General features: G+C 57.8%; 23 protein-coding genes and 1 pseudogene. 12 read left to right on the top strand and 12 right to left on the bottom strand.

The window, feature by feature from the left end:
• Positions 1-620 (bottom strand): annotated as a pseudogene (locus V7Q41_RS10415) (PAS domain-containing sensor histidine kinase); the annotation flags it as partial.
• A complete protein-coding gene (locus V7Q41_RS10410) occupies positions 620-4,678 on the bottom strand; it encodes a YhdP family protein (protein WP_333845785.1) in 4,059 nt (1,352 codons plus the stop codon). The pseudogene V7Q41_RS10415 and the gene V7Q41_RS10410, both read right to left, overlap by 1 nt.
• A gap of 12 nt (positions 4,679-4,690) precedes the next feature.
• On the opposite strand from V7Q41_RS10410, the gene glnE reads away from it, so the two are divergent.
• Positions 4,691-7,420: a bifunctional [glutamate--ammonia ligase]-adenylyl-L-tyrosine phosphorylase/[glutamate--ammonia-ligase] adenylyltransferase gene (gene glnE, locus V7Q41_RS10405; protein WP_333845784.1), complete on the top strand. Its 2,730-nt coding sequence runs from the start codon at positions 4,691-4,693 to the stop codon at positions 7,418-7,420.
• 44 nt (positions 7,421-7,464) lie between these two features.
• Here the strand turns inward: glnE and rfaE2 are convergent, their stop codons facing one another.
• Both rfaE2 and V7Q41_RS10395 read right to left on the bottom strand, forming a co-directional pair.
• Positions 7,465-7,971, bottom strand: coding sequence for a D-glycero-beta-D-manno-heptose 1-phosphate adenylyltransferase (rfaE2, locus tag V7Q41_RS10400; RefSeq protein ID WP_333845783.1), 507 nt, complete (start codon positions 7,969-7,971; stop codon positions 7,465-7,467).
• A 59-nt stretch (positions 7,972-8,030) separates the two neighbouring features.
• Entirely contained in the window at positions 8,031-9,029 is a 999-nt protein-coding gene (locus V7Q41_RS10395; protein WP_333845782.1) for a MerR family transcriptional regulator, read from the bottom strand.
• A 104-nt stretch (positions 9,030-9,133) separates the two neighbouring features.
• Between V7Q41_RS10395 and V7Q41_RS10390 the strand changes: the two genes are divergently transcribed.
• The 7 genes from V7Q41_RS10390 to V7Q41_RS10360 all read left to right on the top strand — a co-directional run bounded on the left by V7Q41_RS10390 (position 9,134) and on the right by V7Q41_RS10360 (position 14,908).
• A complete protein-coding gene (locus tag V7Q41_RS10390) occupies positions 9,134-9,730 on the top strand; it encodes a glutathione peroxidase (protein WP_333845787.1) in 597 nt (198 codons plus the stop codon).
• Positions 9,727-11,019 carry an NAD(P)/FAD-dependent oxidoreductase gene (locus V7Q41_RS10385; protein WP_333845781.1) on the top strand — a complete coding sequence of 431 codons (1,293 nt, stop codon included), beginning with the start codon at positions 9,727-9,729 and terminating at the stop codon, positions 11,017-11,019. The genes V7Q41_RS10390 and V7Q41_RS10385 overlap by 4 nt, the downstream gene beginning before the upstream one ends.
• Complete coding sequence (locus tag V7Q41_RS10380; RefSeq protein WP_333845780.1) at positions 11,016-11,780, top strand: DUF1365 domain-containing protein; 765 nt, start codon at positions 11,016-11,018, stop codon at positions 11,778-11,780. The genes V7Q41_RS10385 and V7Q41_RS10380 overlap by 4 nt, the downstream gene beginning before the upstream one ends.
• Before the next feature lie 14 nt (positions 11,781-11,794).
• The gene (locus V7Q41_RS10375) at positions 11,795-13,027 is read left to right on the top strand and encodes a cyclopropane-fatty-acyl-phospholipid synthase family protein (RefSeq protein ID WP_333845779.1); all 1,233 of its coding nucleotides are present in this window, start codon (positions 11,795-11,797) and stop codon (positions 13,025-13,027) included.
• Entirely contained in the window at positions 13,024-13,608 is a 585-nt protein-coding gene (locus tag V7Q41_RS10370; RefSeq protein WP_333845778.1) for a chalcone isomerase family protein, read from the top strand. Before V7Q41_RS10375 ends, V7Q41_RS10370 begins: the two co-directional genes overlap by 4 nt.
• A gap of 68 nt (positions 13,609-13,676) precedes the next feature.
• Positions 13,677-14,459: an SDR family NAD(P)-dependent oxidoreductase gene (locus tag V7Q41_RS10365; RefSeq protein WP_333845777.1), complete on the top strand. Its 783-nt coding sequence runs from the start codon at positions 13,677-13,679 to the stop codon at positions 14,457-14,459.
• Positions 14,459-14,908, top strand: a complete 450-nt coding sequence (locus tag V7Q41_RS10360; RefSeq protein ID WP_333845776.1) for a nuclear transport factor 2 family protein — start codon at positions 14,459-14,461, stop codon at positions 14,906-14,908. The genes V7Q41_RS10365 and V7Q41_RS10360 overlap by 1 nt, the downstream gene beginning before the upstream one ends.
• Here the strand turns inward: V7Q41_RS10360 and V7Q41_RS10355 are convergent.
• Positions 14,905-15,519 carry a glutathione S-transferase family protein gene (locus tag V7Q41_RS10355; RefSeq protein ID WP_333845775.1) on the bottom strand — a complete coding sequence of 205 codons (615 nt, stop codon included), beginning with the start codon at positions 15,517-15,519 and terminating at the stop codon, positions 14,905-14,907. The genes V7Q41_RS10360 and V7Q41_RS10355 overlap by 4 nt on opposite strands.
• Positions 15,520-15,602: 83 nt before the next feature.
• Here V7Q41_RS10355 and purB point away from each other — a divergent pair, with 83 nt between their 5' ends.
• Both purB and V7Q41_RS10345 read left to right on the top strand, forming a co-directional pair.
• Positions 15,603-17,042 carry an adenylosuccinate lyase gene (gene purB, locus V7Q41_RS10350; protein ID WP_333845774.1) on the top strand — a complete coding sequence of 480 codons (1,440 nt, stop codon included), beginning with the start codon at positions 15,603-15,605 and terminating at the stop codon, positions 17,040-17,042.
• Positions 17,043-17,046: 4 nt separating this feature from the next.
• Complete coding sequence (locus tag V7Q41_RS10345) at positions 17,047-17,607, top strand: YaeQ family protein (RefSeq protein ID WP_333845773.1); 561 nt, start codon at positions 17,047-17,049, stop codon at positions 17,605-17,607.
• Positions 17,608-17,624: 17 nt separating this feature from the next.
• Here the strand turns inward: V7Q41_RS10345 and V7Q41_RS10340 are convergent, their stop codons facing one another.
• Entirely contained in the window at positions 17,625-18,032 is a 408-nt protein-coding gene (locus V7Q41_RS10340) for a DUF3717 domain-containing protein (RefSeq protein WP_333845772.1), read from the bottom strand.
• 79 nt (positions 18,033-18,111) lie between these two features.
• On the opposite strand from V7Q41_RS10340, the gene V7Q41_RS10335 reads away from it, so the two are divergent.
• The gene (locus V7Q41_RS10335; protein WP_333845771.1) at positions 18,112-18,471 is read left to right on the top strand and encodes a phage holin family protein; all 360 of its coding nucleotides are present in this window, start codon (positions 18,112-18,114) and stop codon (positions 18,469-18,471) included.
• Here V7Q41_RS10335 and V7Q41_RS10330 read toward each other — a convergent pair.
• On the bottom strand, positions 18,424-20,019 hold the full coding sequence (locus tag V7Q41_RS10330) for a M48 family metalloprotease (RefSeq protein WP_333845770.1): 1,596 nt from the start codon (positions 20,017-20,019) through the stop codon (positions 18,424-18,426). The two genes, V7Q41_RS10335 and V7Q41_RS10330, sit on opposite strands and share 48 nt — an antisense overlap.
• A gap of 55 nt (positions 20,020-20,074) precedes the next feature.
• Here V7Q41_RS10330 and moaC point away from each other — a divergent pair, with 55 nt between their 5' ends.
• On the top strand, positions 20,075-20,551 hold the full coding sequence (gene moaC / locus V7Q41_RS10325; RefSeq protein WP_333845769.1) for a cyclic pyranopterin monophosphate synthase MoaC: 477 nt from the start codon (positions 20,075-20,077) through the stop codon (positions 20,549-20,551).
• 9 nt (positions 20,552-20,560) lie between these two features.
• On the opposite strand, the gene V7Q41_RS10320 is transcribed toward moaC, so the two are convergent.
• The 5 genes from V7Q41_RS10320 to sucD all read right to left on the bottom strand — a co-directional run bounded on the left by V7Q41_RS10320 (position 20,561) and on the right by sucD (position 25,050).
• Positions 20,561-20,692: a hypothetical protein gene (locus V7Q41_RS10320; RefSeq protein ID WP_333845767.1), complete on the bottom strand. Its 132-nt coding sequence runs from the start codon at positions 20,690-20,692 to the stop codon at positions 20,561-20,563.
• 218 nt (positions 20,693-20,910) lie between these two features.
• Positions 20,911-21,705, bottom strand: a complete 795-nt coding sequence (locus V7Q41_RS10315) for a glycosyltransferase family 2 protein (protein WP_333845765.1) — start codon at positions 21,703-21,705, stop codon at positions 20,911-20,913.
• A gap of 13 nt (positions 21,706-21,718) precedes the next feature.
• Positions 21,719-23,431: a PglL family O-oligosaccharyltransferase gene (locus V7Q41_RS10310; protein ID WP_333845764.1), complete on the bottom strand. Its 1,713-nt coding sequence runs from the start codon at positions 23,429-23,431 to the stop codon at positions 21,719-21,721.
• A gap of 77 nt (positions 23,432-23,508) precedes the next feature.
• On the bottom strand, positions 23,509-24,024 hold the full coding sequence (locus V7Q41_RS10305) for a pilin (RefSeq protein WP_333845763.1): 516 nt from the start codon (positions 24,022-24,024) through the stop codon (positions 23,509-23,511).
• 129 nt (positions 24,025-24,153) lie between these two features.
• Positions 24,154-25,050: a succinate--CoA ligase subunit alpha gene (gene sucD, locus V7Q41_RS10300; protein WP_333845762.1), complete on the bottom strand. Its 897-nt coding sequence runs from the start codon at positions 25,048-25,050 to the stop codon at positions 24,154-24,156.
• Positions 25,051-25,053 lie beyond the last annotated feature (3 nt).

Here is a 25,053-nt window from a genome sequence, read left to right as displayed (position 1 = left end):
TCGGTGAACGACACCTCTTGGCTGCGGGTGAGTTGCGGACCCACCATGTTGACCAAGATTTCACCCAATGAATACGTGGCCACGGTGTAGCCAGTCAACTCGCCGTCGGTGATGACGGGCAAGCACAAGTCCATGATTTCTACCCCCAGCCCATCGGCTTGCGGCAAGAAGGAACTGGCCCCATACCCAGGACCGCTTTGGCGGCGCGCCACGCTGCAAGCTTGCACCACTTCGGGCTGCGTGGCTGCGCGCCCCAAACGATTGAAGGGGGGCGCGCGAAAGGGGGTATCCACGCTGCTGAGCACGCGCAAATCGGTGTCTCGTTGCTCCAAACGCAACCACTCACGGTGTTCACGCAACATGGAGCCGGCCTCTTGCGTCCACGGCACGGTGGCAAGGTCAGCGTATTGCAAGGCCTGCAGGCTTTGCACATTGCGGGTGAGGGCCGTGCGTATGTCGCTGACAGCATCCGCAGCATCTCGCTCGAGTTGACTTTGCACTTGCGTCACTTCATAGCGGCCCGCCAGCCAGACCAAGGTGCTGAGCATTGAGAGCACCAAGAGGACCAACGACGCCCACAAAACTCGGCGGCGGGTGCGAGGTGCAAGGGGAAAGAGCATCAGTCGACCTTGGTCACGCGTGGGTTGGTCCACGTGCCGTCTACCAAAAACTCATTGGTGCCTGCGCGCACCAAAGGTTTGCTCAAAATCATTTGCGCCAAGTAGGAGGTCAAACCAATCAAGGGGTTGATGGTGGCCATGTACAGCGACGCTGTGCCCGCATTGATTTCTGGCACAACCACTACTTTGAGTTTTTGGGTTTCACGCACCAAGTCAGCACTGCCCTCAATCAACGCGCCCGCCACCACGCCCTTCATTTGCAAGTTGTTGGTGGAGGCAATGCCTTGGTCAATCACGAGGTCGCCGCGCACAAAATCAAAGGCAAAACCATCACTGAACAAATCACTGAAGTCCAGCGTCAAGCGCCGGGGCAGGGCTTGTAAATTGAGCACACCCAGCAAGCGCGCTGCGCCAGGTTCGGTTTTTAAAAATTGGCCTTTTTCAATTGCCAAATTCATCTTGCCGCTCATGCTGGCGTAGTCCATGGTGATGGGGGAGCCTTGCCAAGACACCTGACCTTCTAGACGTCCTTCGCCATGGCGAATCGCACCGGGTGTGCCCAAGCGGGCGAGTAAGTCACCGCTGTCACGGATGTTGAGTACAAAGTTAAATTGGGTACGGCGCACCACCGGCCCATCGGTGGCCCAGTTGCCCGTGGCCGTCAAGCTGGCCTCTGGCAGTGAGACATTGAATTTATTCAAGCGCCATTCACGCACGGCATTGGCACCCACGCGGTTGACGGCCTCGATTTCAAGTCGGCCTAATTGTTTACCGCGCAAGGTCAATTCATTGACCACGATGTCCAAGCCAGGAATGCTGCTGGGTTGCTCGGTCAACAACCGTTCCACATCGGGCACCAAACTGGGTGGAATTTTCAGATAAGCCAAGCGGGCATGCAGCTGCCCCAGCACATTGCCACTGGAGGGGCGCACCTCGGCAGAGCCATTGAGCTCATCGGCACCGATGTTCAAGCGCCACACCTCCCCCTGCCGCGTGCCGCCAACCACCACTTTGTGGATCAAGCGGTCCGTCACTTTGATTTGATCGGCTTGCAGGGTCACAAAAGTGGGCATGAAGTCTTGCGCATCATCACTGCTGACCTCCATACCCACCATGGCTTTCGCTGTGGGTTTGCGCGCCACGGGCAAAGCCGTTGTGAGTTGCGTGAAGGCGAGCTGCCACGCATCCACGTCCAACGCCGGCAATTGCAGGTTCAGGCTGACCGCGTTGTCGCGCAGTGGCAATGCGTCTATCGCCAATTGCCCCACGCCGATGGCGCCGCGCAACACACGCGGGCGCGGTCCGCTCACATCGCGCACATATGTCAACAAAGCAGCACGGTCTAAGCTGACGTTGATTTGGTCTTGCATCACACGCGCCTTGGGCTGCAAAGATTCACGCGTGAGCTGCGACTCGATACGCAAGGGCATCTTTGCAGCGGCCAGCTTGGTCAACGGGGCAGGCATGTTCAAGGCCATCCCTTTGAGGTCGCTGGTGATGAGCAACTCAGGCCGACCACGGCGCAGGCCCAAGGCGGCGGTGTAGCTTGAGCTGCCCGAAGCGCGCTCTGCCAAGCGCGAAATCAGCCCGAGCTCCCGCGCCTGTCGCAGGCCCTCGGCCGTCAAATCTCCGCGAACAGTGAGTTGCAGGGGCGACTGGCTTTCGTTCACACCAAACGACATGCCGCCATCCAACACCGCATCGCCGCCCAACAACTGGGCTTGAGCTGATTTGAGTTGAAAGCCCTGCTCGCTGAACTGCAAGCTCCCTCGCATGCGATTGAGCACAGGCGTTCCCGGCATCACTTGCAAGGCGTTGTCGGCAAACACCACGCTGCCTTGCACCTTGGATTTGTGCAACTGGTCAATCGGCAAGGTCAGGGCCAATTTGAAATTGGCGTCGCCCGTGGCTTGGCTTTGGCTCAACACCGCGCCCGTTAAATCGTTGAGGGCAGACTTGGCAATGAGGTCAAGCATCTGAGCCATGGGGCCTCGGGCTTCACCCGTCACGCTGACCACGGGGACATCGAGTTTTGGAATCGTTGCCACCACTTTTTGCCATGTCAATTGCGGGGCGCCCACCAACTGCGTGCTGCCTTTGAATTGCAAGCTGTTGCGATCAAAGACCAACTCTCCGTTCAATTCGGTCAGCGCAGGCCATGTGGCCATGGGCGCCGGTTTACCCTTGGACGGCTCTGGGGCCACATAGGCGTAAGTGACTTGGGTCACTGGCGCGACGATGCGAAACTCACCCAAGGCAGGGTTGTCAAATGGCATGTCCGTCAGATCGCCTCTCAGACGCACCGACACACGACGGGCCTCTCCTGCAAGCACTGTCTTTCGCACATAGGACCTTACATCGGCAGGCAAGGTGTTGGGCAAGTAACGATGCAGTTGCGCCATCTTGAGGCGGCTCAAAGTGGCTGTGACATCCAACACGCCGGGCAGGCGCGCTTGGGCTTGGCTGGTTTTCCAATTGCCACTGAATTCAGCCGCTAAGTCTGCATTCGCCATGCGGCCTTGGGTGAACTGCACTGCCAATGCATCGCCTTTGTTTTGCCACGCCATTTGCACCGAGGCTTCGTCAAGCACCATGCGAGGCTCGTCCAGACCCAGCGGCAAAGTCACGCTGCCATTGAGAATGTCCAGGCTTGCTTTTCCACCTTGATGCGTCACATCAAATTCAAGCTGCGCGCCTTGCAAGCCAGGCATGTTGAACAAGGGGCTGTCTGGCAAGGTGTCGTGTTTGGATGTCAACTGACGCACTTGGCCCTTGGCGCTGAAGTGCATGTCAGCGTCTGGCTTGTGTTGCCATGAGACTTTGAGTTGGTTGACTTGGCCTTGCGGTTGCACGCGCGACAGCAAGGCTCGCCATGCTTCAGGAAGGGGCAAACGTTGGCTGAGTTGGGCCAGGGCCTGTAAGTCCAAGCGGTCTGCAGTCAGGGCGCCCGCTTCAAATGCATCGCCACGCCAACTTGCACGAACCACACCGCCAGGCCAGTGCTCACCCTCTTGGGTGTCAAACACCAAATCTTGGCTGTTGATTTCAACCTCACCGTCACGCCACTGGGCACCGATTCGCCCTTGCACACGCCGCAAAGCCAAGGGCAACAAATCGGGCCCCAAACGCGCATCCACTGCGTCCAAAGCCACATCTGCCGTCACCCCCACGGCTGCGCCTTTTTTGAATTCGGTCCACACGCGCAAGGCACCGCGGCCCTCTTGCAAAGACAAACCTTTGTCCATCGGCGCCCACAGACGCAAGGTGGCGAGATTGACATAGGGCAACTCAGCCAACAACTCGCCCGACCATTGCGCGGTGTCGCCCGCCCGCTGCCATGGGGGTTGGTGAAATTTGCCATGCACGGACAGGCGCTGGCCCAGGGCCTCGGGCGGCGTGATATCGGCTCGCATCTCGTGTTGAAACCAATCGTTCTTAAACGACAGGTCCACACCTTGCAGGGTCAACACCGGTGTAGTGGCTTGCACCGCGATGGGGCGACTTTCATCACGCCAGTGAATCAAACCACCGCGCACCACAAATTCGGGCTGCGAGAAAAACCAATCAGCGCCTTGGCCGTCCCCTGCGGCGCCGGTGTCTATGCCCGCCACCCACACATGGCCACTGGCGTCGCGGCGAATTTCCAACTCGGGTTGGTCAATTTCGAGTTGCTCAAACTGGCCCCGCAACACCGAGCGTGGCGACACCGACGCCATCACCCGCGGCAAAAGCAATGCCGCACGACCTTCGCGGTCAAACAATTGAACTTGCTGCAGTTCAAAGCTAGGCACCCACCAGCCGCCTTGGGCGCTGATGCTGCCGATTTCTACACGCAAGCCCAAAGCGCGTGTGGCTTGATGCTGCAAATCGTCGCGATAGTCACCAATTCGCGGCACAATGAAAACATGCAAAGCGCTCCAAGCTAGCCACACCGCCACCCCAACAAATGCCATCAAACCCAAGACCCAGTGAAGCGCACGTCGCCCAGCCGACTTGGTCTTCAAATCAGCAGCAGGGCTTTGTGGGGTGGGATTGACAGAGTCTGACAAAAGTTTCATGGTGCTTACAACGTGACTGGAATTATCCCCTCCTCTGTGCCTGATCTGAGTGCTTATTCGCGCTTCGTCCAGCGCCTGCGCCGCCGCTACGCGAATGAGCTGCAGGTGTTGCCCGAGGGCGCGCCCGAGGTGGCCACGATGCAGGCTTGTTTTGAAACGCTGCGCCGCAGCCACAACTGCGCCGATGCCCTGCGCATGCTGCGCCAGTTGGTCATGGAGCGTTTGGTGGTGCTCGACTGCGAACAAGGCGCCAGCTTGGAGGTGATCACCCGCGCCATGACCAAGCTGGGTGAGTTTGCCCTTGACATCGCTTTTCAAGAAGCCCAAGCCCAGCTTGACGCCAGCTACGGCATGCCCACCACGCCCAGCGGCGAACGCGCCGTGCTGTGGATCATTGGCATGGGGAAATTTGGCGCACGCGAATTGAATGTATCGAGCGACATTGACCTGATTTATGTGTACGACGAAGACGGCGACACCACAGGCTTGCCCGACGGGCGCGGACGCATCAGCAACCACGACTACTTTGCCAAAGCCGTCAAACTGATTTACACCTTGATTGGCGACACCACCGACCACGGCTTTGTCTTTCGCATGGATTTGGCCCTGCGCCCCAACGGCAACTCGGGGCCGAGTGTGGTGTCGCGCCAGGCGCTGGAAGAATATTTCTTGGTGCAGGGACGCGAGTGGGAACGCTTTGCCTGGCTCAAGAGCCGCGTGGTTGCTCCCGTCAGCGCCAAAGCCAATGCGTTTGAGCTGCGTGACACCGTGCTGCCGTTTGTGTTTCGTCGCTATCTGGACTATCGCGTGTTTGAGTCGCTGCGCAGCTTGCACCAACAAATTCGCAAACACGCAAGCGCCCAGAGCGCGGGACGGCCTGAGCGAGCCCATGATGTCAAGCTGTCGCGGGGTGGCATTCGGGAAATTGAGTTCACTGTGCAGCTGCTGCAAGTGGTGCGCGGTGGGCAGTTCCCCGAGCTGCGCACACGCCCCACGCTGGCGGCCCTGCAACGCTTGAGCCAGGCCAACCTGATGCCAGCAGCCACGGCACAAGCAATGGCGAGTGCCTATGTTTTTTTGCGCCAAGTCGAGCACCGCATTCAGTACCTCGACGACCAACAAACCCACGTGTTACCCCAGCAAGACGCCGATCTCAATTGGCTGGCGCTGACCATGGGGTTTGCCGACCGCTGCGACTTTTTGAATCAGCTCGATGCCCACCGCGAATTGGTGGCCCAAGAGTTTGACCGCTTGCTGGGTTTGGGCGACACGGCCGAGCACAACACCACGGCCCACAGCAAGGGCGACGGCAAAAGCCGCACCGCTTTGAGCGACTATGTGGACCTGTCCTCGCTGTTGCCCGACTTGAACGAACGTCTGCGCGAGCGGGTGATGCACTGGTGCGAACAGCCCTCCGTCCGAGCCTTGCGTGATGAAAGCCTGCAGCGCTTGCTAAAACTTTTGCAGCGCACCCATGCGTGGGTTGCGGATGGCCGAATCACCGAAGAAGCAGCGGTGCGATGGAGCGATTGGGTAGAGCCGCTGCTGCGCCGCGAAAGCTATTTGGCGTTGTTGGTTGAACGTCCGCGTGTGCATGAGCAACTCATGCGCTTGTTGGGCCTTGCGCGTTGGCCAGCCAAATATCTGCAGCAACACCCAGGCGTGATTGACGAGCTGGCAGGAGACGCCTTGTTGGCCGAACGCTTTGAGCCACAGGAGTTTGAAGACGAACTCGAACGCCGCTTGGCCTCATTGCAATCCACGGGTCAGGCCGACGAAGAGACCTTGCTCAACTTGCTGCGCCGCGCCCACCACGCCGAGGTGTTTCGCACCTTGGCGCGCGATGTAGAGGGCCGCATCACGGTCGAGCAAGTGGCTGACGATCTGAGCGCCTTGGCCGATAGCCTGCTGAAGATCACCAGCCGCTGGGTGTGGCTGAACTTTAAACAACGCCACCGTGACGAGCCGCAATTTGCCATCCTCGCCTATGGCAAATTGGGTGGGAAGGAGCTGGGTTACGGCAGCGACTTGGACATTGTGTTTGTGTATGAAGACGCGCATGAACGCGCGGGCGAAATCTATGCCGCTTATGTGCGCAAGCTCATCAACTGGCTGACCGTCAAAACGGGCGAAGGTGATTTGTACGAAATAGACACCGCGCTCAGGCCCAACGGCAATTCGGGCCTTTTGGTTTCGACATTTGATGCCTATGCCGACTACCAAGCACAGCGCGGCGACAACACCGCATGGACGTGGGAACACCAAGCCATGACGCGTGCGCGTTTTTGCCTTGGTGCGTCCGATCTCAAAGCACGCTTTGACAAGGTACGTGCCAACGTGATCAACGCCAAGCGCAACTTGGCTGCGTTGCGCCAAGAAATTGTGGTGATGCGCGACAAGATGCGCAGCGCCCACCCTGTCAAGCTCCATTTGTTTGACGTCAAGCACAGCGCAGGCGGCATGGTGGATGTGGAGTTTGCCGTGCAGTACTTGGTACTGGCCCATGCACAACAACACCCCTCTCTTTTGGCCAACGTGGGCAATATTGCATTGCTCATGAGCGCTGAACAAGTGGGCTTGTTGCCTACAGGCGTGGGCGATGCGGCGGGACGGGCCTACCGTGAATTGCGGCGTGTACAACACCGTGCGCGCTTAGATGAGCAGCCAACGCAAGTGCCAGAGGCGGAACTCGAAAAAGAGTGCGTCGCCATCAAGGCCCTATGGCAAACGGTGTTTGACTAGCGCATGATTGGGCGTGATTGGGCGTGATTGGGCGTGATTGGGTGCTATTGACCGTGACGGATTTTTTTCACCAAAGCCGTGGTGGAGTAGCCGTCTACAAACGCAATCGCTTGCGCACGGCCTCCATAGGCCAGCACCACTTGCGTCTCAGCCAGTTTGCTCATGTCGTAATCGCCGCCTTTGACCAACACATCGGGACGCAGTTCAGTGATGAGCGCCAGCGGCGTGTCTTCGTCAAACCAAGTGACCAAACTCACGGACTCTAAGGCAGCCATCAGGGCCGCACGGTCAAGTTCGTTGTTGAGGGGGCGGTCTGGCCCTTTGCCCAAGCGACGTGCCGATGCATCGCTGTTGAGCGCCACCACCAAACTTGCGCCCACACTGCGGGCTTGCGCCAAATACGAAACATGCCCTCGGTGCAACACATCAAACACGCCATTGGTAAACACCACGGGACCCTGCGCACGCAAAGCAGCCACCCGTTGGACGGCATCTTGGCGTGAGGCCAGTTTGGAGAGAAATGCCGGGGGCAGCAAGGTGGTGTCGCTCATGGTGAACCCATTTTAGGCTGCACCAAGCCAAACACCGCAGGCCTGCAAACTTGCAAAATTTACGCTGCCTTGTTTTCTGCTGGCGTGAGAGCACGGCGGTATTGGTTGACAGCGCCTGAAATAGCGTCCAGATCATGCAGCACCAACACGCCCTCGATGGGCCGACGTCGCAGCACTGGCGCGCTACCTCCTGCCCATAAGGCGACATCGTTTGGCAAGAGCGCATTGAGCTCAAGCAAACCATCCACCACTTGGTTTGCGTTCATGTTGGCACTGAAGCTCAAGGCCACCACATCCACCTTGTGGGCGGCAGCAGCTTGCGCAATGTCGCGCACGGGCATTTGGGTGCCCAAGGAGACGCACTGACAGCCCTGTAGAGCCAACAAACTTTCGACCATCAGCAAACCCAAACCATGGGCCTCTTGTGGAAAGGTTGTGAGCAACACTTTGGGCGCTGCACCTTGCGCCACGGGTGCCATGGCTGCGATGGCTGCGATGGCTGCGATGGCTTGGCGCATCGTGGTGCTGACACACTCGGTGTACAAATGCTCTTGGTGCACAGCCAAATCTCCCCGAGCCCAAGCCAATCCAACCATGTGGTTGAGCGGCGCCACCACATCCGTGACAAAGCCTCGTAAGCCCATGTTTGACAAGGCTTGGTGCAATGCCAAACGAATGCCATCGGCGTCTTGCGATTGCAGCAGACCAAGGTAGAACGGCAACTCAGCGTGCGCCCGCGTCGTTTGCAGCGCTGGCACGCCTTGCGCCGGTTGAGTAGCCTGCAAACTGGCATCGGCTCGGCACAGTTGTTCCAACACCCACATGGGCTGCGCCACAACGCGGCCTGGGCGGTGGCCTTGGTCCATTAAACGTTTGATGACGCGCAGCCGTTCGACCTGCACCATGGGGTAGGAGCGCTCGTCATTGGCATCACGCCCGGGTTTTGGAAAACCATAGCGTCGCTCCCACACGCGCAAGGTGTCTTTGCCAATGCCTGTGTCGCGTTCGACCGCTGCGATCGACAGCGTCATCAGGGATGCGTCCTCAGTTGAGTCCATGGATAAGATTCCCCATCATTGATCATGGAGAATGGCTCCGTCCAAGACACTTTGTCCATATTAAGACATGATCCCTGTGCTTCTAAAAGAAGGGCTTTCCCGTGATGTACCGTTTTGTATTCGTTTTGATGGGTTCTTTTTTGGGTTTCAGCCCTGCGCATAGTGCACCTGAAGGTGCTGCCTCTTTCGCCCATTGCCCGCGCTTGCTCCAACATACAGTGGCTCGACTGCAAGACGAAAAACCACAAGCCCTTTGCCAATATGCTGGCCAAGTTGTGGTGGTGGTCAATACCGCCAGCTTTTGCGGCTTCACCCCGCAGTACAAAGGCCTAGAAGCCTTGCACGCCAAATACAAAGACCGTGGCTTGGTGGTGCTGGGTTTTCCTAGCAACGATTTTTCTCAAGAACCCGACAGCAATGCCAAGATTGCCGACTTTTGCGACAACACCTTTGGCGTGAAATTCCCCATGTTTGTGAAAACCACCGTGCGTGGGGCAGACGCTTCGCCTTTGTTCAAACAATTGGCCGAGCAAACCGGCACTGCGCCGAAGTGGAATTTTTACAAATACATCATCAGCCGCGACGGCAAAAACATCAAAAGCTACAGCAGCATGACCGGACCCCAAGACAAAAACTTTGTGCAAGAAATTGAAAAACAATTGGCGGAAAAACAGCCCCTCCCCAAAGGCGCTGCGCTATGAAGTCACGCATTGCTATTGTGGGCTCGGGCATTTCGGGCCTCTCCGCAGCGCACCATTTGCAAGGACAAGCTGACCTCACTTTGTTTGAGGCGGGTGATTATTTTGGCGGTCACACCCACACGGTGGACGTGACCTTGCCCACCGCCACCGGCATGCAAACCCACGGCGTCGACACCGGTTTTTTGGTTTACAACGAACGCACCTACCCCGGCTTGATTGCATTGTTTGAAGAGCTGCAAGTCGACACCGCCAAGTCAGACATGTCGTTTTCAGTGCAAGTGCCGCACAAAAACGGCAAGGGCGCCTTGGAGTGGAATGGCGCCAACCTCAATACCGTGTTCGCCCAACGTCGCAATTTGTTCAAGCCCAGCTTCTTGCTCATGCTGCGTGATGTGGTGCGCTTCAACACCCTGGCCACTGAGCTGGCCGAGCGCAACCAAGACGAAGAGCTGGCGCAACCCCTGAGCGGCTTTTTGTTCTCGCACAAATTCAGCGCCGAGTTCCGCGATTGGTATTTGTTGCCCATGCTGGGTTGTATCTGGAGCTGCCCCACCGATCAAATGTTGAAGTTTCCTGTGGCCACGATGATTCGGTTTTGCCACAACCACGGCCTGATTCAAGTGAATAACCGCCCACAATGGCATACGGTGGCGGGCGGCGCACGTCACTATGTCGACAAGATTTTGACGGGCATCGCCGACAAGCGGCTCAACACACCTGTGTTGCATATTGCGCGTGACGCCCACAGCGTGACACTGCAAACGCAGGCAGGGTCTGAGCGATTTGACCAAGTGATTTTGGCCACCCACGCCGATCAATCGCTGGCCATATTGGCGGAACCTACGGCACAAGAAACTGCCACCTTGAGCGCCATTCGCTACCACCCCAACCGCGCTGTGTTGCACACCGACACCGCCGTGATGCCTCAAAAAAAACTCGCTTGGGCCGCTTGGAATTACCAGCGTGCAGCGCACAGCAATACCGAGTCGGCTCGCGTGTGCCTGCACTATTGGCTCAACCTGTTGCAACCGCTGCCTTTCACACAAGACGTGTTTGTCTCGCTCAATCCGTTGGACGAGATTGACCCAGCCCATATTCTTGGTGAGTACGACTACGCCCACCCGGTGTTTGACCTGCCTGCCATCCAGGCGCAAGCCCAGATGCCGCAACTGCAAGGCAAGCACCACACTTGGTTTGCCGGTGCATGGATGGGTTACGGCTTTCACGAAGATGGTTTGAAGGCGGGGCGCAATGCTGCGCACAGCCTGCTCGCCAGCTTGGCCCGATGAGCAACATCGCGCAAGCCATGATTGGTTTTGGTCAAGTGCGCCACACGCGCCTTCGCCCCACGCCGCACGCCTTCAACTACAGCACCTTCTTTTTGATGCTGCCCATGCGCACGCTGCACGCCATGGGCCATGCCACGCTGCCCATCAACCGCGCGGGCGCCATCAGCTTTTATGAGATCGACCACGGCGATGGCCGTAGCCCGCAAGAGGGTGGCGCACTTGCATGGCTAGATGCTGTGCTGCACCACGAGGGCATCACCGACGCCACGGGCGAAGTATGGCTGCATTGCTACCCGCGCGTGCTGGGATACACCTTCAAGCCCGTGAGTTTTTGGTATTGCCATGCAGCTGACAACTGCTTGCGGGCCATCGTGGTGGAAGTGAACAACACCTTTGGTGAGCGCCATTGCTATTTGCTAGACCGCCCACACTACGGCATCGAACAACGCGCCAACAAGGTGTTTCATGTCTCACCGTTTTGCGCGGTGCAAGGCGACTACCGCTTTCGCTTCATGCGCACGCCAGACCACACGCTCGCCCGCGTGGACCACGATGACGCAGATGGCCCCTTGATAGAAACCAGCGTGAGCGGCCAACTCAAACCCATCACCCCCGCCGAGTTGCGCCACGCTTTGTGGGGCTACCCATTGATGACCTTGATGGTGATGGCGCGCATTCACTGGCAGGCCTTGAAGCTTTGGCGCAAGCGCGTGCCGTTTTTCTCCAAACCCACTCCCCCGCAAGATTTTGTGACCCGTTGATGTTGAGACAGCCCATGAATAGCACCACCTCCTCCACCGACACGACGCACCCAGCGTCCATGCCCGCTGCCGCTCGCCGCGTGCTGAGCCTGCTGCAACGCTTGCAGCACGGCACACTGCATGTGCAGTGGCCCGATGGCCGCGTAGAGCAGTTCGGACAAGCCCCCGCCGCAGGCCAGGGACTCAACGCCACCTTGCATTTGCACAGCTATGCGCCGCTTACCCAAGCTTTGAAATCGGGTGACATTGGCTTTGCCGAAAGCTACATCGCCGGCGAATGGAGCACCAACAACTTGTCGGAGTTACTGCAACTCTTGCTGGCCAACCGCCGCGACATGGACGCCTTGATTTTTGGCAATTGGCTGGGCCGCTTGTATTACCGTGTGCGGCATTTGCTTCACCGCAACACGCGCAGCAACAGCAAGAAAAACATCCACGCGCATTACGACTTGGGCAACGCGTTTTACGCGCTGTGGCTAGACCCCACCATGAACTATTCGTCCGCTTGGTTTGACAACGATCGCTCCAAGCCCATGGCCCAAGCGCAAACCGCCAAAGTGCGCCGCGCTCTGCGGATGGTGGAGGCCAAAGCGGGGGACCGCATTCTTGAAATCGGTTGCGGCTGGGGTGCCTTGGCCGAGCTGGGCGGCACAGAGTTTGGCGCGCACATGAGCGGCGTGACCCTGAGCCATGAGCAGCTCGCCTTTGCCAACCAGCGCATGCAGCGCTTGGGTTTAGAGCGCACCAGCAGCCTGCGCCTGCAAGACTACCGCGACATTGACGATGGCCCTTATGACGCCATTTGCTCGATTGAAATGTTGGAAGCCGTGGGCCAAGAATATTGGGCCACTTATTTTGAGAGCGTGGCGCGCTTGCTCAAGTCGGGCGGCAAAGCGTGCATTCAAACCATCGTCATCGACGACGCGTTGTTTGAGCGCTACGTCAAGAGCACCGACTTCATTCAACAATACATTTTCCCGGGTGGCTGCTTGCCTTGCCCGCGTGAATTCCGCGCCCACGCACAACGCGCAGGCCTGAAAGTGGTGGATGAGTTGGCCTTTGGCCTCGACTACGCCGAGACGCTGCGCCGATGGCGTCAGCAGTTCATGGCCGACAAGACGCAGGTGTTGCAGCTTGGCTTTGACGAACGATTCATGCGCATTTGGGAGTTCTACTTGGCTTACTGCGAAGCCGCGTTTGAGCAACACAGCACCGACGTGGTTCAGTTCACCCTGGTCAAATCATGACCACACGCCGTGCTGCTTTGACCCTCGGCTTACGCGCGGCACTGGCCGGCGTCAGCGTTTGTCAGATTGGCCTGGCGCACGCCGAGCTCAAGCGCGAGCCCGTTCAGCCTAGGCCAGCTTTGCAAGCCGTGCTGCGCACACCGCGCTTGGTGGGCCAACATCGCCTCACCTACTGGGGCTTTGAGGTGTACGACGCTAGTCTGTGGGCCAGCGCCCCTTTTGCTGCGCTGGATTGGGCCAAGCAAGTGCTGGTGCTGGAGTTGCGCTATCTTCGTGATTTCAAAGGCGCAGATATTGCGCAACGCTCCATCGACGAAATGCAAGGCCAACGTCCGCTCAGCGCTGCCCAACTGCAAAGCTGGTCGACCTCGCTGCTGGCCCTGATGCCCAATGTACGTGCGGGTGAATACATCACCGGTATTTACAACCCCGACAAAGGCTTGCAGCTGATGCACCAAGACCGTGTGCTGGGCGAGTTGCGCGACGCCGAATTTGCGCAACGATTTTTGGGCATTTGGTTGGCCACTGAAACATCGCAGCGCCAACTTCGCCAAAACCTCTTGGCAGGCGCTCAGCCATGAAGTGGGTTGGCGTGCGAAGGGTTGGATGGTATGGTGATGACTTGTAGCGTTCGCATGGGGCTTTTGATATGCATGTTTTGAAACCATTCAACCCGCCTATCACTCACTGGCAAGGCCGCAGCGTGTGGCTGATTGGCGCCTCGAGTGGCATTGGCTTGGCCACAGCCAAAGCCTTGCACGCCGCTGGCGCGCGGGTGGTGGTATCGGCCCGCAAAGCCGAGTTGCTGCAACAGTTTGTCGACGCGCACCCTGGCGCACAAGCTGTGGTGCTGGATGTGAGCGACACAACCGCGATTGACCAAGCCGCCAAGTACGTGCAAACGCATCAGGGCTTGGATGTGGTGATGTACTGCGCTGGGTATTACCAACCCATGCGCGCCAAAGACTACTCGCTGGGTGAAATGCAACGTCACCTCGATATCAATTACACCGGCGCACTGCGTGTGCTTGATGCCGTGTTGCCCACGCTGATGGCCAATGCAGCGGGCCACCTGAGCTTCATCTCTAGCGTGGCTGGCTTTCGCGGCTTGCCGCAGAGCTTGGCGTATGGTCCGACCAAAGCCGCGCTGATCAACTTGGCTGAAGCCTTGTATTACGACTTGGCGCCGCATGGCGTGGGTGTGAGCTTGATCAACCCTGGCTTTGTGGAGACGCCCCTGGTGGCCGGCAATGACTTTCCCATGCCAGCGCTCATCTCGCCCGAAACGGCCGCGACTGAGATTCTCAAAGGTTGGCGTCATGGGGATTTTCACATCCACTTTCCCAAGCGCTTCACGCGTGTGCTGCTGCTGCTGCGCTTGCTGCCCTACCGCTGGTACTTTGCCTTGGTGCGGGGTGGGACCGGCTTGTGATGACAGACACACCAGAAGCCGCCCTGCAGCGTGTGGTGCATTTCTATGAACACCTGCAGCCAGCGGATGTATCGCGCATGGTCGAGCTCTACACCCGCGACGCGCAATTCAAAGACCCGTTCAACGAGGTGCAGGGCTTGCCCGCGATTGAACAGATCTTTGCCCACATGTTTGAAGCACTGCAAGCGCCACGCTTTGTGATCACCACCCAAGTGCTGCAAGGTGCACAGTGTTTTGTGACGTGGGATTTCTTATTTGCCATGCCGCGCATCCAGAACGGCCACACACAAACCATTCGGGGTGCCACGCACTTTGTGCTGCGCGAAGAAGCAGGCATGTGGCGCGTGGCCATTCACCGTGATTATTGGGATGCCGCCGAAGAGTTGTACGAAAAGCTGCCTGTGGTCGGCGGCCTGATGCGCTGGCTGAAAAAACGCGCCAACAGTTAATTGGGCAAGGTGTCTTTGAAGCTTGGACGCTGAGACAGGCGCTCGTACAAACCACCCAGATTGGGGTGCTGGCCACGCCAATCGATGGTGGGGAAGCGGAAATCCAAATAGCTCACCGCCACGCCCACCGCAATGTCAGCCAAGCTGACTTGAATACCCACGCAGTGGCTGCGCTCGGCTAAGGCGTGGTCCAAGGCGATCAAGCTGTCGTCAATTTTTTTCATTTGACGGTCAATCCATGCCTGGCTGCGTTCGCCTTTTTTGCGGCCGGGCCATGAGGCCTCGAGGCGCGCCAAAATGGCGGCGTCAACCAAGCCATCGGCCAGCGCCTCCCATGTTTTGACTTCTGCGCGTTCGCGGCCACTGCCGGGGATGAGCTTGCCCACAGGCGAGAGCGTGTCCACATATTCAACGATGACGCGCGAATCAAACAAAGCTTCACCGCCCTCCATGATGAGACAAGGCACTTTGCCCAATGGGTTAGAGGCTGAGATGCTGGTGTCTGCTGCCCACACGTCTTCGGTCACAAACTGATAGTCCAGTTTTTTCTCGGCCATGACGATGCGTACTTTGCGCACATAGGGGCTGGTGATAGAACCAATCAGTTTCATAAGCTTTTCACAGTTTTGTTAGATGTGTAGTTTATCTGGCTTGCGTATACATGGCGCTTGAGCCCAGCACCTAAAATTATGCAATGAGCAATACCCTCCCAACCTTCCAGAGCACCTTACAAATCATGGCTTTGTCGCCACTCGATGGCCGCTACGCTGGCAAAGTCGCCCAGCTGCGCCCCTTGATGAGCGAGCAGGGCTATATGCACCGCCGCGTGCAAGTAGAGATTGCGTGGTTCATCGCCTTGAGTGAGGCGGGCTTTGCCGAATTCAAACCACTGAGCGCTGCCTCGCGCAACTATCTGATCAGCTTGGTGACCCAATTCAGCACGGAAGACGCGCTGGCCATCAAGGACGAGGAGAGGGTCACCAACCACGATGTGAAAGCCGTGGAGTACTGGATCAAGAAAAAATTCAAAGGCCACGCGGAGCTAGAAGCCGCATCTGAATTTGTGCACTTTGCCTGCACCAGCGAAGACATCAACAACACCAGCCACGCGCTGCAGCTGCAAGCGGGCCGAGACCAAGTGATCTTGCCTGGCCTTGACGGTCTGATTGCCAAGCTGCGCGAGATGGCCCATGCCTATGCCGATGTGCCCATGCTCAGCCGCACCCACGGTCAAACCGCTAGCCCCACCACGGTCGGCAAAGAAGTGGCCAACGTGGTGGTGCGCTTACAGCATGCACGCGAGCGCATTGCGCGCGTGCCCATGATGGCCAAAATGAACGGCGCCGTGGGCAACTACAACGCCCACCTGAGCGCTTGGCCAGAATTTGACTGGGAAGCCTTCAGTCGCAAAGTGGTGGAGACACCCGCGATACCCACCCATGCAAGTCCCGCGCAACTTGCAGGCCCCGTGGGGCTTGGTCTAACTTTCCAGCCCTACAGCATTCAAATCGAACACCACGACTACATGGCCGAGTTGTTTGACGCCGTGGCCCGTGGCAACACCATTTTGATGGACTGGTCACGCGATGTGTGGGGCTATGTCTCTTTGGGCTACTTCAAACAACGCCTCAAAGTTGGCGAGATTGGCTCATCCACCATGCCGCACAAAGTCAACCCGATTGACTTTGAAAACGCCGAAGGCAACTTGGGTTTGGCCAATGCACTGCTCAAGCACATGAGCGAGAAGCTGCCCATCAGTCGTTGGCAGCGTGACCTGAGCGACTCCACCGTGTTGCGCAACATGGGTGTGGCCTTGGGCTACACCACTTTGGCCTATCAGTCCCTCAGCGTCGGTTTGAACAAGCTCGAGCTCAACGAAGAAGCTTTGGCTGCAGACCTTGAGGCCGCTTGGGAAGTGTTGGCAGAGCCCATCCAAACCGTCATGCGCCGCTACGGCGTGCAAGGCGCTTACGAGCAGCTCAAAGAAGTCACTCGCGGCAAAACTGTCACTGCGCAAGCGCTGCACGGCTTGATTGCCTCGCTGCCCATACCGCAAGCCGACATTGACCGATTGCTGGCCATGACGCCTGGCAGCTATGTGGGCAAAGCCGCCGAACTGGCGCGTCGCGTTTAAAGCCATGGCGATCAAATCCACCATCTTCAAAGCGAACGTCCAAATCGCTGACATTGACCACAGCTACTACGCCGACCACGCGCTCACCCTTGCGCGCCACCCCAGCGAGACAGACGAACGCATGATGGTGCGTTTGGTGGCGCTGTCCTTACAAGCGCATTTGCTGCAAGACGTGTGCAACGGCGACGGCGTGCTGGCCTTTGGTTCTGGGCTGTCTGACCCCGATGAGCCCGATGTGATGCTGACCGATTTCACCGGCCGCAAACGCCTGTGGATCGAAGTGGGCCAGCCCGAAGAAAAGCCCTTGCTCAAAGCCTGCAGCAAGGCCGATCAAGTGATGTTGTATGTGTTCTCCAGCTCAGGCGATGTGTGGTGGAAGAACATGCAAAATAAACTCATCAAGCCCACCACTTTGCAGGTGTGGCGCATCCCCAGCACCGCGTCGCAAGACTTAGCTAAATTGGCAGAACGCAGCATGCAACTGCAAGCCACGGTTCAAGAAGGTGTGGTGATGATGAGCAACGGCAAAACCACGGTGGACATCGAATGCGAGCGCTGGAAATAAAGCCGCAGCCATCACGCTTATTCGCCCCGCGCCCGTTCGGCGTATTTGTTGAAGCGCCAAGAGGTACCGATCATGGTGATGCGTCGCCATGTGCTGCGTTTCTCACCTGGCGACATTTCAGGCCAATATTGCACTTCTTCAAACGTGCGGCCACAGCCCTTGCACTCTTCGTCGCCTTGGCTGGTTGAGCAAATCGCAATGCACGGTGCATCGGCGGTGGTGTTGTACCAGCCCAGCCACGCCTCGTAGGCTTTTTGGGGGAAGCCTTTTTCTGCCGCTTCGTCATGGCGGTAATAAATCATCAACGCATACACCTCGGCCAAAGCCCGAATCTCAGGCGCCAATGTGACGCCATCGGGCGAGGGTTTTTGTTCGCGCCAATAGTTAATGGCTGACTCAATGTCGGTGATGTGAATGCCTGCCATCGCGTGCGTGTGTTTGACCTAAAAATACCCGTATCGATCGGGCTTTGCATGATAGCGGCAATGCTATGCTGACCCAGCCATGAAACTACTTTTAACTTGGTTACTCCACGCCACCGCCTTGATGGCTTTGGCGCATCTCTACAGCGGTGTGGAAGTCACTGGCTTTGGTGCGGCCATGGCCGCCGCTTTGGTGATGGGTATTTTCAACCTGGTCGTACGACCCGCCTTGGTGGTGCTCACACTGCCCGTGACGTTTTTCACACTGGGGCTGTTTTTGTTTGTCATCAATGCCCTGATGTTTTGGGCAGCTGCAAGTTTGCTCGATGGCTTTTGGGTGAGCGGGTTTGGCTCTGCGCTCTTGGGCTCGCTGATTTACTCAGGGTTTGGTGTGTTAATTGATGCCGCGCTCCAGCGCTTGTTCCCGCCGCAGCCGCTCTAACTCGCGCAAACGGGCATCGATGATGGAAGCCTCCATGTGCCCCACACGATCCAATTTGCCCTCACTCGCCATTTGGTGAGCCAATGTTTGTGCGGCCTTGAAACGGTCCACGGCGGCACCGTAGTCCAACTCCATTGCACGCGCTTCTGCTTGAGCGCGGATGGCTCGCAAAGCGTCGCCCTGCAACTCATAGGCTGAGGCCTGCAACAACCAAGCCGAGGCATCACGGGGGTGCTGGTTGAGCCACCACGACAACTCGCTGGCTGCGGTTTTGCCTTGCTCAGGCTTTTGAGTGCCCACGCGGCTGCGCGCCAACAGCATGTGTGTGGCACGGTCATGGCTCGCGATGACCGTGGCTTTGGGCTCCAGCATGGCCACCGCTTGCGATGCCTCCCCAGCCATCAAGGCCAACTCGGCTGTCAACAATCGGACTGCTCGAATGGCCGTCAGGTCCAAACCACCCAAGTTGTGTAAGCGCGCCAAGTGCTGTCGTGCCCCCACAAAATTGCGCTGCTGCATTTCGGCCAATGTCGCGCCATACAAAATGCCCGCTTGCTTGGGCTTGCTCTGTTGGGCCAAGTTTGTTGCATGGGCCGATGAGGCGATGCTGCGCAACACATCCACGCCCGGCTTGGCCAACACCTGCGCACGCGTCGACATCATGGCGTGGGTGGCTGTGGTGACCACGGCGGCGCGGGTGGGCAGCAACTGCTGACGGGCTTGCGCATCCGAAATACGCTCGGTTGTCATGGGGTGGCTGCGCAGATAGGGAAATGAGCCGTTGTCGTTCAGGCGCGCTGCCTGCTGCAGTTTTTCAAACATGGTGACAAAGCCTTGCGGTTCGTAACCAGCTTCGGTCATCACGCCATAGCCCACGCGGTCGGCTTCGCGTTCCATGTCGCGCGAGAAGTTGAGCTGACTTTGAATGGCCGCGGCTTGGCCGCCCACCATCACCGCGTTGGCCGCGCTCATGCTGCTGGCGTTCATGGTGCGGCTGGCCGCCAACATGCCCAAAATCATGGCAGCCATCACCATCGGGCCTTGCTTGCCTTGCTGCGCAATCATGCGGGCAATGTGCCGCTGCGTGACATGGCTGAGCTCATGCGCCAACACCGAGGCCAATTCGTCTGCGCTGCTGACCGCCGAAATCAAACCCAAATGCACGCCCAAATAACCGCCGGGCAGGGCAAACGCATTGATGCTGCGGTCACGAATCAGTGACACCTCCCAGGCGAACTGTTGCTCGAGCTCGGGCGTTAGTTCGCCGCGCTGGCGAGCTGAGGCCAGCAAGATTTGCCAAATCGACTGCACGTAGTCGCCCAGCACGGGGTCATCTAAATAGTCAGGGTCTCGGTAAATTTCGCGGGCAATGCTCTCACCCAAACGGCGCTCCACGCCCAAGGGCACATCGGCCCCGTCGCCCAAATTGGGCAAGCGGTTGCTGTTGAGCTGCGCTTGTGCTGGCGCCACAGGCAGCAACAAAGCCGCGCACACCCCCAGCACGCCGAGGCGACGTGACAGATGAGATAAGTGCAGTGAAGAAAACATGATTGCCATGGGCCGTATGATGCGTGAATGATGTTAACCCCATGTCCATTTCTGCATGTCCACACTCACACACTTTGATGCACAAGGCCAAGCCCACATGGTGGATGTGTCTGACAAAGCCCACACCAAACGCGTGGGCGTGGCCACGGGCCGCATCGTCATGCTGCCCGCCACACTCGACTTGATTCAAACTGGCACAGCCAAGAAAGGCGACGTGTTGGGCATTGCTCGGATTGCGGGCATTCAAGCTGCCAAAAAAACCAGCGATTTAATTCCTTTGTGTCACCCTCTGGCGCTCACCCGCGTGGCCGTGGAATTTGCCATTGACGCGGCAACCCACAGTGTGCACTGCACTGCGACCGTTGAAACCGTCGGGCAAACAGGTGTGGAGATGGAAGCACTGACTGCCGTACAAGTCGCCCTGCTGACGATCTACGACATGTGCAAAGCGGTGGATAGAGGCATGACGATGACCGATGTGCGTTTGCTAGAAAAGCACGGCGGTAAGTCGGGGAGCTATGTGGCGGGTTAAGCGCTGCACTCAGCTCATTAATTTGTAACCCTTTTTCACCAAGCATTCTTTGAAGCGAATGCTGTTGGTGCTCTCCATGTTGCTGGGCGCATTTTTGACGCTTTGCTCGCAATCGCTGCGGTCCTTTTCGAACTTTTGCATATCAACCGCATTTTCCAAGATTGCGGGACGATAGACGTCTTGCTTTGAAGGCGTGGCCCCACATGCGGCTAAAAATGCAGCACACAGAATCGCTGCTAATTTGAGGAAATACTTCATCGCGGCTACCTTTATGTCTTTGACAAAAATGTAGCACACACCAGATGGGCTTAATTTCCGACTGGCTATTTGTATGTAATATCAGATGAAAATGTGGTTTATTAAGTACTCTTGTGGTGTGCTTGGTTGGTTTGTTCCAGTTCCATATGCCAAAGCTTCAAATATTTGTAGTAGCTGGTTTCGGCATTTGAGATGGACAAAGCCAAGCCATGGGCGCCGTCTAAGAAACCTCGGCGAATCACATAGGTACGAAAAAATGCCCAAGCGCCATGGCCCAAAGCGCCCGCCACTGACGAGCGTTTGCCACGCGCATAGGCTTGTTTGGCCGATGCACTGGAATAAGCGTCGACCTTGGACAGCACTTGCGAGAAATTGAGGTAGCTGTAGTGCAGCAAATGGTTGTCAAGGGCCACTACTTTTTGATCGCTCACGACCCGCTCGTGCACCAAATCATCAGAAAACTGAGCAGTGCCTCGCTTGAACAAGCGCAACACGTAGTCGGGCTGCCAGCCTGCGTGGTGAATAAACTCGCCGCAGTAAAAGGACAAGCGCGGCACCTTGTAGGCCACCTGTGTGTTGTTGAGCTGCAATACCCGCCGGATTTCAGCCGCCAGCGCCGAGGTGACGCGTTCGTCGGCGTCAATCGAGAGCACCCAATCGCTGGTCGCTAAATCAAGCGCTCGGTTTTTTTGTGGGCCAAATCCTGGCCAATCTGCAGGCTGTGCAACTTTGGCGCCATGCAGCTGCGCGATGGCCACCGTGGCGTCTGTACTTTGGCTGTCCACCACCACAATTTCATCGACCAAGCCAGCCATGGACTGCAAGCAGTCATGTAAGTTGTGCGCTTCGTTGCGGGTGATGACGATGGCACTGAGGGTTGGGCGTGTAGGGTTCATAGGGCCATTGAGTTTAGCGCGGCGCGCTTGGCTTGACGTCTTGCAAACGTTCGGTCAAGGTGTGTGCCACTTGGTCGTGTCCTAGCAATTTGGCGCTGTCAATGACGCGTTGCACCACCCGTGCTTCGGGCGAGTAATGCATCAAACGCAGACCTTGGGCATACAACTGGGCCGCATTGTCTGCGGTGACGGCTTGGGTGGTCAGCTCGGCAAAGTCTGCTTGGTTTTTAAATAGCCACGATTGCTGGGCATGGTGCAATGGGTTGTCTCGGTAAGGCGCATCCCGCGACGCGGCTTGGCGGTAAATTTGGCTGACGCGGTTGAAGTCCCATGCGGCGAACAAGCAAGCGATGAAAAGCATCGCCGCCATCCACATAGACATCGGGGCATTTTGGGTTGGGTGGGTGTCCGTTGCGAATGCTTCGTTGGGCATGGCCCACAACAAGCCGATGGCCAAACCCAAGGTCATTTGAAAGGGGCCGTACCAAAGCGGATACTCCAGCAAGCTGTGAAGACCTAGCACCAACAAAAGGCACCAAGCCATGACGCGCCAAGTCTGCTGCTCGCGCCAAGGCTTGCGGCGCAGCACCCACACACAGGCCACCGCCATCACGGCCAGTGCAAAGGGCACGCCAAACTCAAGGGCCAAGTGCAAGGGAAGGTCATGGGCGTTGTCGAGCAAATCGCAAAAACGCAAGCTGCTGTAACGCGTCATGAAATGCGCATAGTCCGTCTCGCCCCAACCCCAGCCTAGCCAAGGTTGCTGCCCAATCATCGCCAGCACATTGGCCCACAACACTCGGCGGCCACCGCAAGTCCCGTAGCCTTGGGCTTGACCTGTGACGCGCAAGATCATGCTAGCGCCCCACTCACCTGTGGTTTGCAAAGCCAGCCAAGGCATCACCACGGACCACACCCCAACCAGCACGGGTGCCGCCAGCGCGAACCACACCAAGCTTTTGCCGCTGGCAACGTCATCCCCACGGGCAGCTTCACGTTGGCTGCGGCGCCAGGCCCACGCCGCCATCACCATGCCGACCAACACCCATTGCATCGCGCCAGTGCGCGACACCGAGCACGCCACGCCTGCAGCCAATACATTGAGGCAAAGCAGTGCCAGCGCCCAGTCGCCGCGCGACATCGTGCGCCTGTGGGCGAGGTCTGCCACCCAAGCCAACAATGCCACCAGCCCAATGCTGGTGAGTGATGCAAACTGGTTGCGCTGTCGCAAGTTCGCAAACGCATCGCCCTTGATGGGTTGATTCACCCAAGGCGACAACTCACGCGCCAAGTCCAAATACTGCAGCACGCCCAGCACCGCGCTGATGACGGCCGCAGCCACCCAACCCACCACCAAACAGCGCAACACGCTTGCATCGCCTGCCGCGCGTCGGCCCACGCCAACCATGAGCCACACACACACCAATGCCGCCAAGAGGCCCGCCGTCAACGCCCGATCCACCACCTGCGGCATCCACAGCAACGATGCAGCCAACCAAACCAACATGACAGCAGCGATGAGGCGCGATGCCACCGTGTATCGCCGCTTGGCAAGCGGCAGCTCAACCACCGCCAACAACGCACACGCAGCCAGCATCCAGCTCACCAACAAAGGGATGACGGCGGTGGACGGGCTGCTGGCAAACGGGTTGAGCCAAGGCATGGCCACACACAGCAGCAAGATGACATGGCGCAGCAAGGTGTTGGCTGGGGTTGACGGGTTCATGGCCTGATTTTCCATCACGCCAACACCCCAAAAAAACAAAGGCGCCTGAGAGCGCCTCGTTGAAGCTACGATAGAACTTATTTGCAGTCGCTGGGCACGTACTTTTTATCCAGCGCCTCATCTGGCACAGTCACACCGACAAATGCATCTGCGCCTTTGGCCAGGCACTTCCACTGCACCACGCCCTCGATGCTCGCATTGTTGGCGGTGGGGGCTGGCAATGCAGCGTCTGTTTTGCCACTTTTGGTGTAGGGCACCAGCAGCAAGCTGCCAGACCCAGCAGCGGCCGTCGTGGTGATGGTGATAACGCCTGTGGTGCTGGCAATCTCGATTTTGCTGATGTTCTTGGTCGACCCGCCAAATGTGTAGCCAGTCTTATACCCATCCGCGCCAATGGTTGCGATGTTTCCGCTGTTGAGCACGTCCAGCACATGGGTTTTGGCGGCAGAAGCCAGCCCCAAGCCCTCGCTCACGCGCGCACGAATCATGTAGTCTTGGTAAGCGGGCAAGGCCACCGAGGCCAGCACGCCAATGATGGCGACCACGATCATCAGCTCGATCAAGGTAAAGCCGCGTTGCAGAGTGTGTTTCATCACTTGTCCTTTGCGAGTTGGACCGGAATTCTAGGCAGCACTTGTCGTTGCATTGAAGATGCGCGAGTTCAAAAAAAAGCGAGCGGTGGAAACACCGCTCGCTTATGTCGTGGCATTGCCCGAGGGCGATTACTTGAGTTGCGCCTTGAGCAATTTACCCAGTTCAGATGGGTTGCGTGTGACGATGAAACCGCACGCTTCCATGATCGCCAGCTTGGCGTCTGCGGTGTCCGCGCCACCAGAAATCAAGGCGCCGGCATGACCCATGCGCTTGCCAGGAGGGGCCGTCACACCCGCGATAAAACCGACAATTGGCTTTTTCATGTTGGCCTTGCACCACATCGCGGCTTCGGCTTCGTCAGGACCACCGATCTCGCCAATCATGATGACGGCGTCGGTGTCTGGATCGTCGTTGAACGCTTGCATCACTTCGATGTGCTTCAAACCGTTGATCGGGTCGCCACCAATACCGACGGCGCTGGACTGGCCCAAGCCCACTTCGGTCAACATCGCCACCGCTTCATAGGTCAACGTGCCCGAACGGGAGACCACGCCGATGCGGCCTTTGCGGTGGATGTGACCTGGCATGATGCCGATCTTGATTTCGTCAGGTGTGATCAAGCCAGGGCAGTTGGGGCCGAGCAACAAAGTGCGTTTGCCGCCAGCCGCTTCTTTGGCTTTCATCTTGTTACGCACTTCCAGCATGTCGCGCACGGGAATGCCTTCGGTGATACAGATAGCCAAATCGAGGTCGGCTTCGACCGCTTCCCAGATGGCAGCAGCTGCGCCTGCGGGGGGCACGTAGATCACAGAGACGGTTGCACCTGTGTTGTGCGCCGCTTCTTTGACGGAGGCAAAGATCGGCACGTCAAAAATCTTTTCGCCGGCTTTCTTGGGGTTCACACCCGCAACGAAACAGTTTTTGCCATTCGCGTATTCGATGCACTTTTCAGTATGGAACTGACCGGTTTTACCGGTGATACCTTGGGTGATGACCTTGGTGTTTTTATTGATGAAGATTGACATTGG

The sequence above is a fragment of the Limnohabitans sp. genome, assembly GCF_036804465.1.
Taxonomy (GTDB): Bacteria; Pseudomonadota; Gammaproteobacteria; order Burkholderiales; family Burkholderiaceae_C; genus Limnohabitans.
This window is presented reverse-complemented; position numbering and strand designations above follow the sequence as displayed.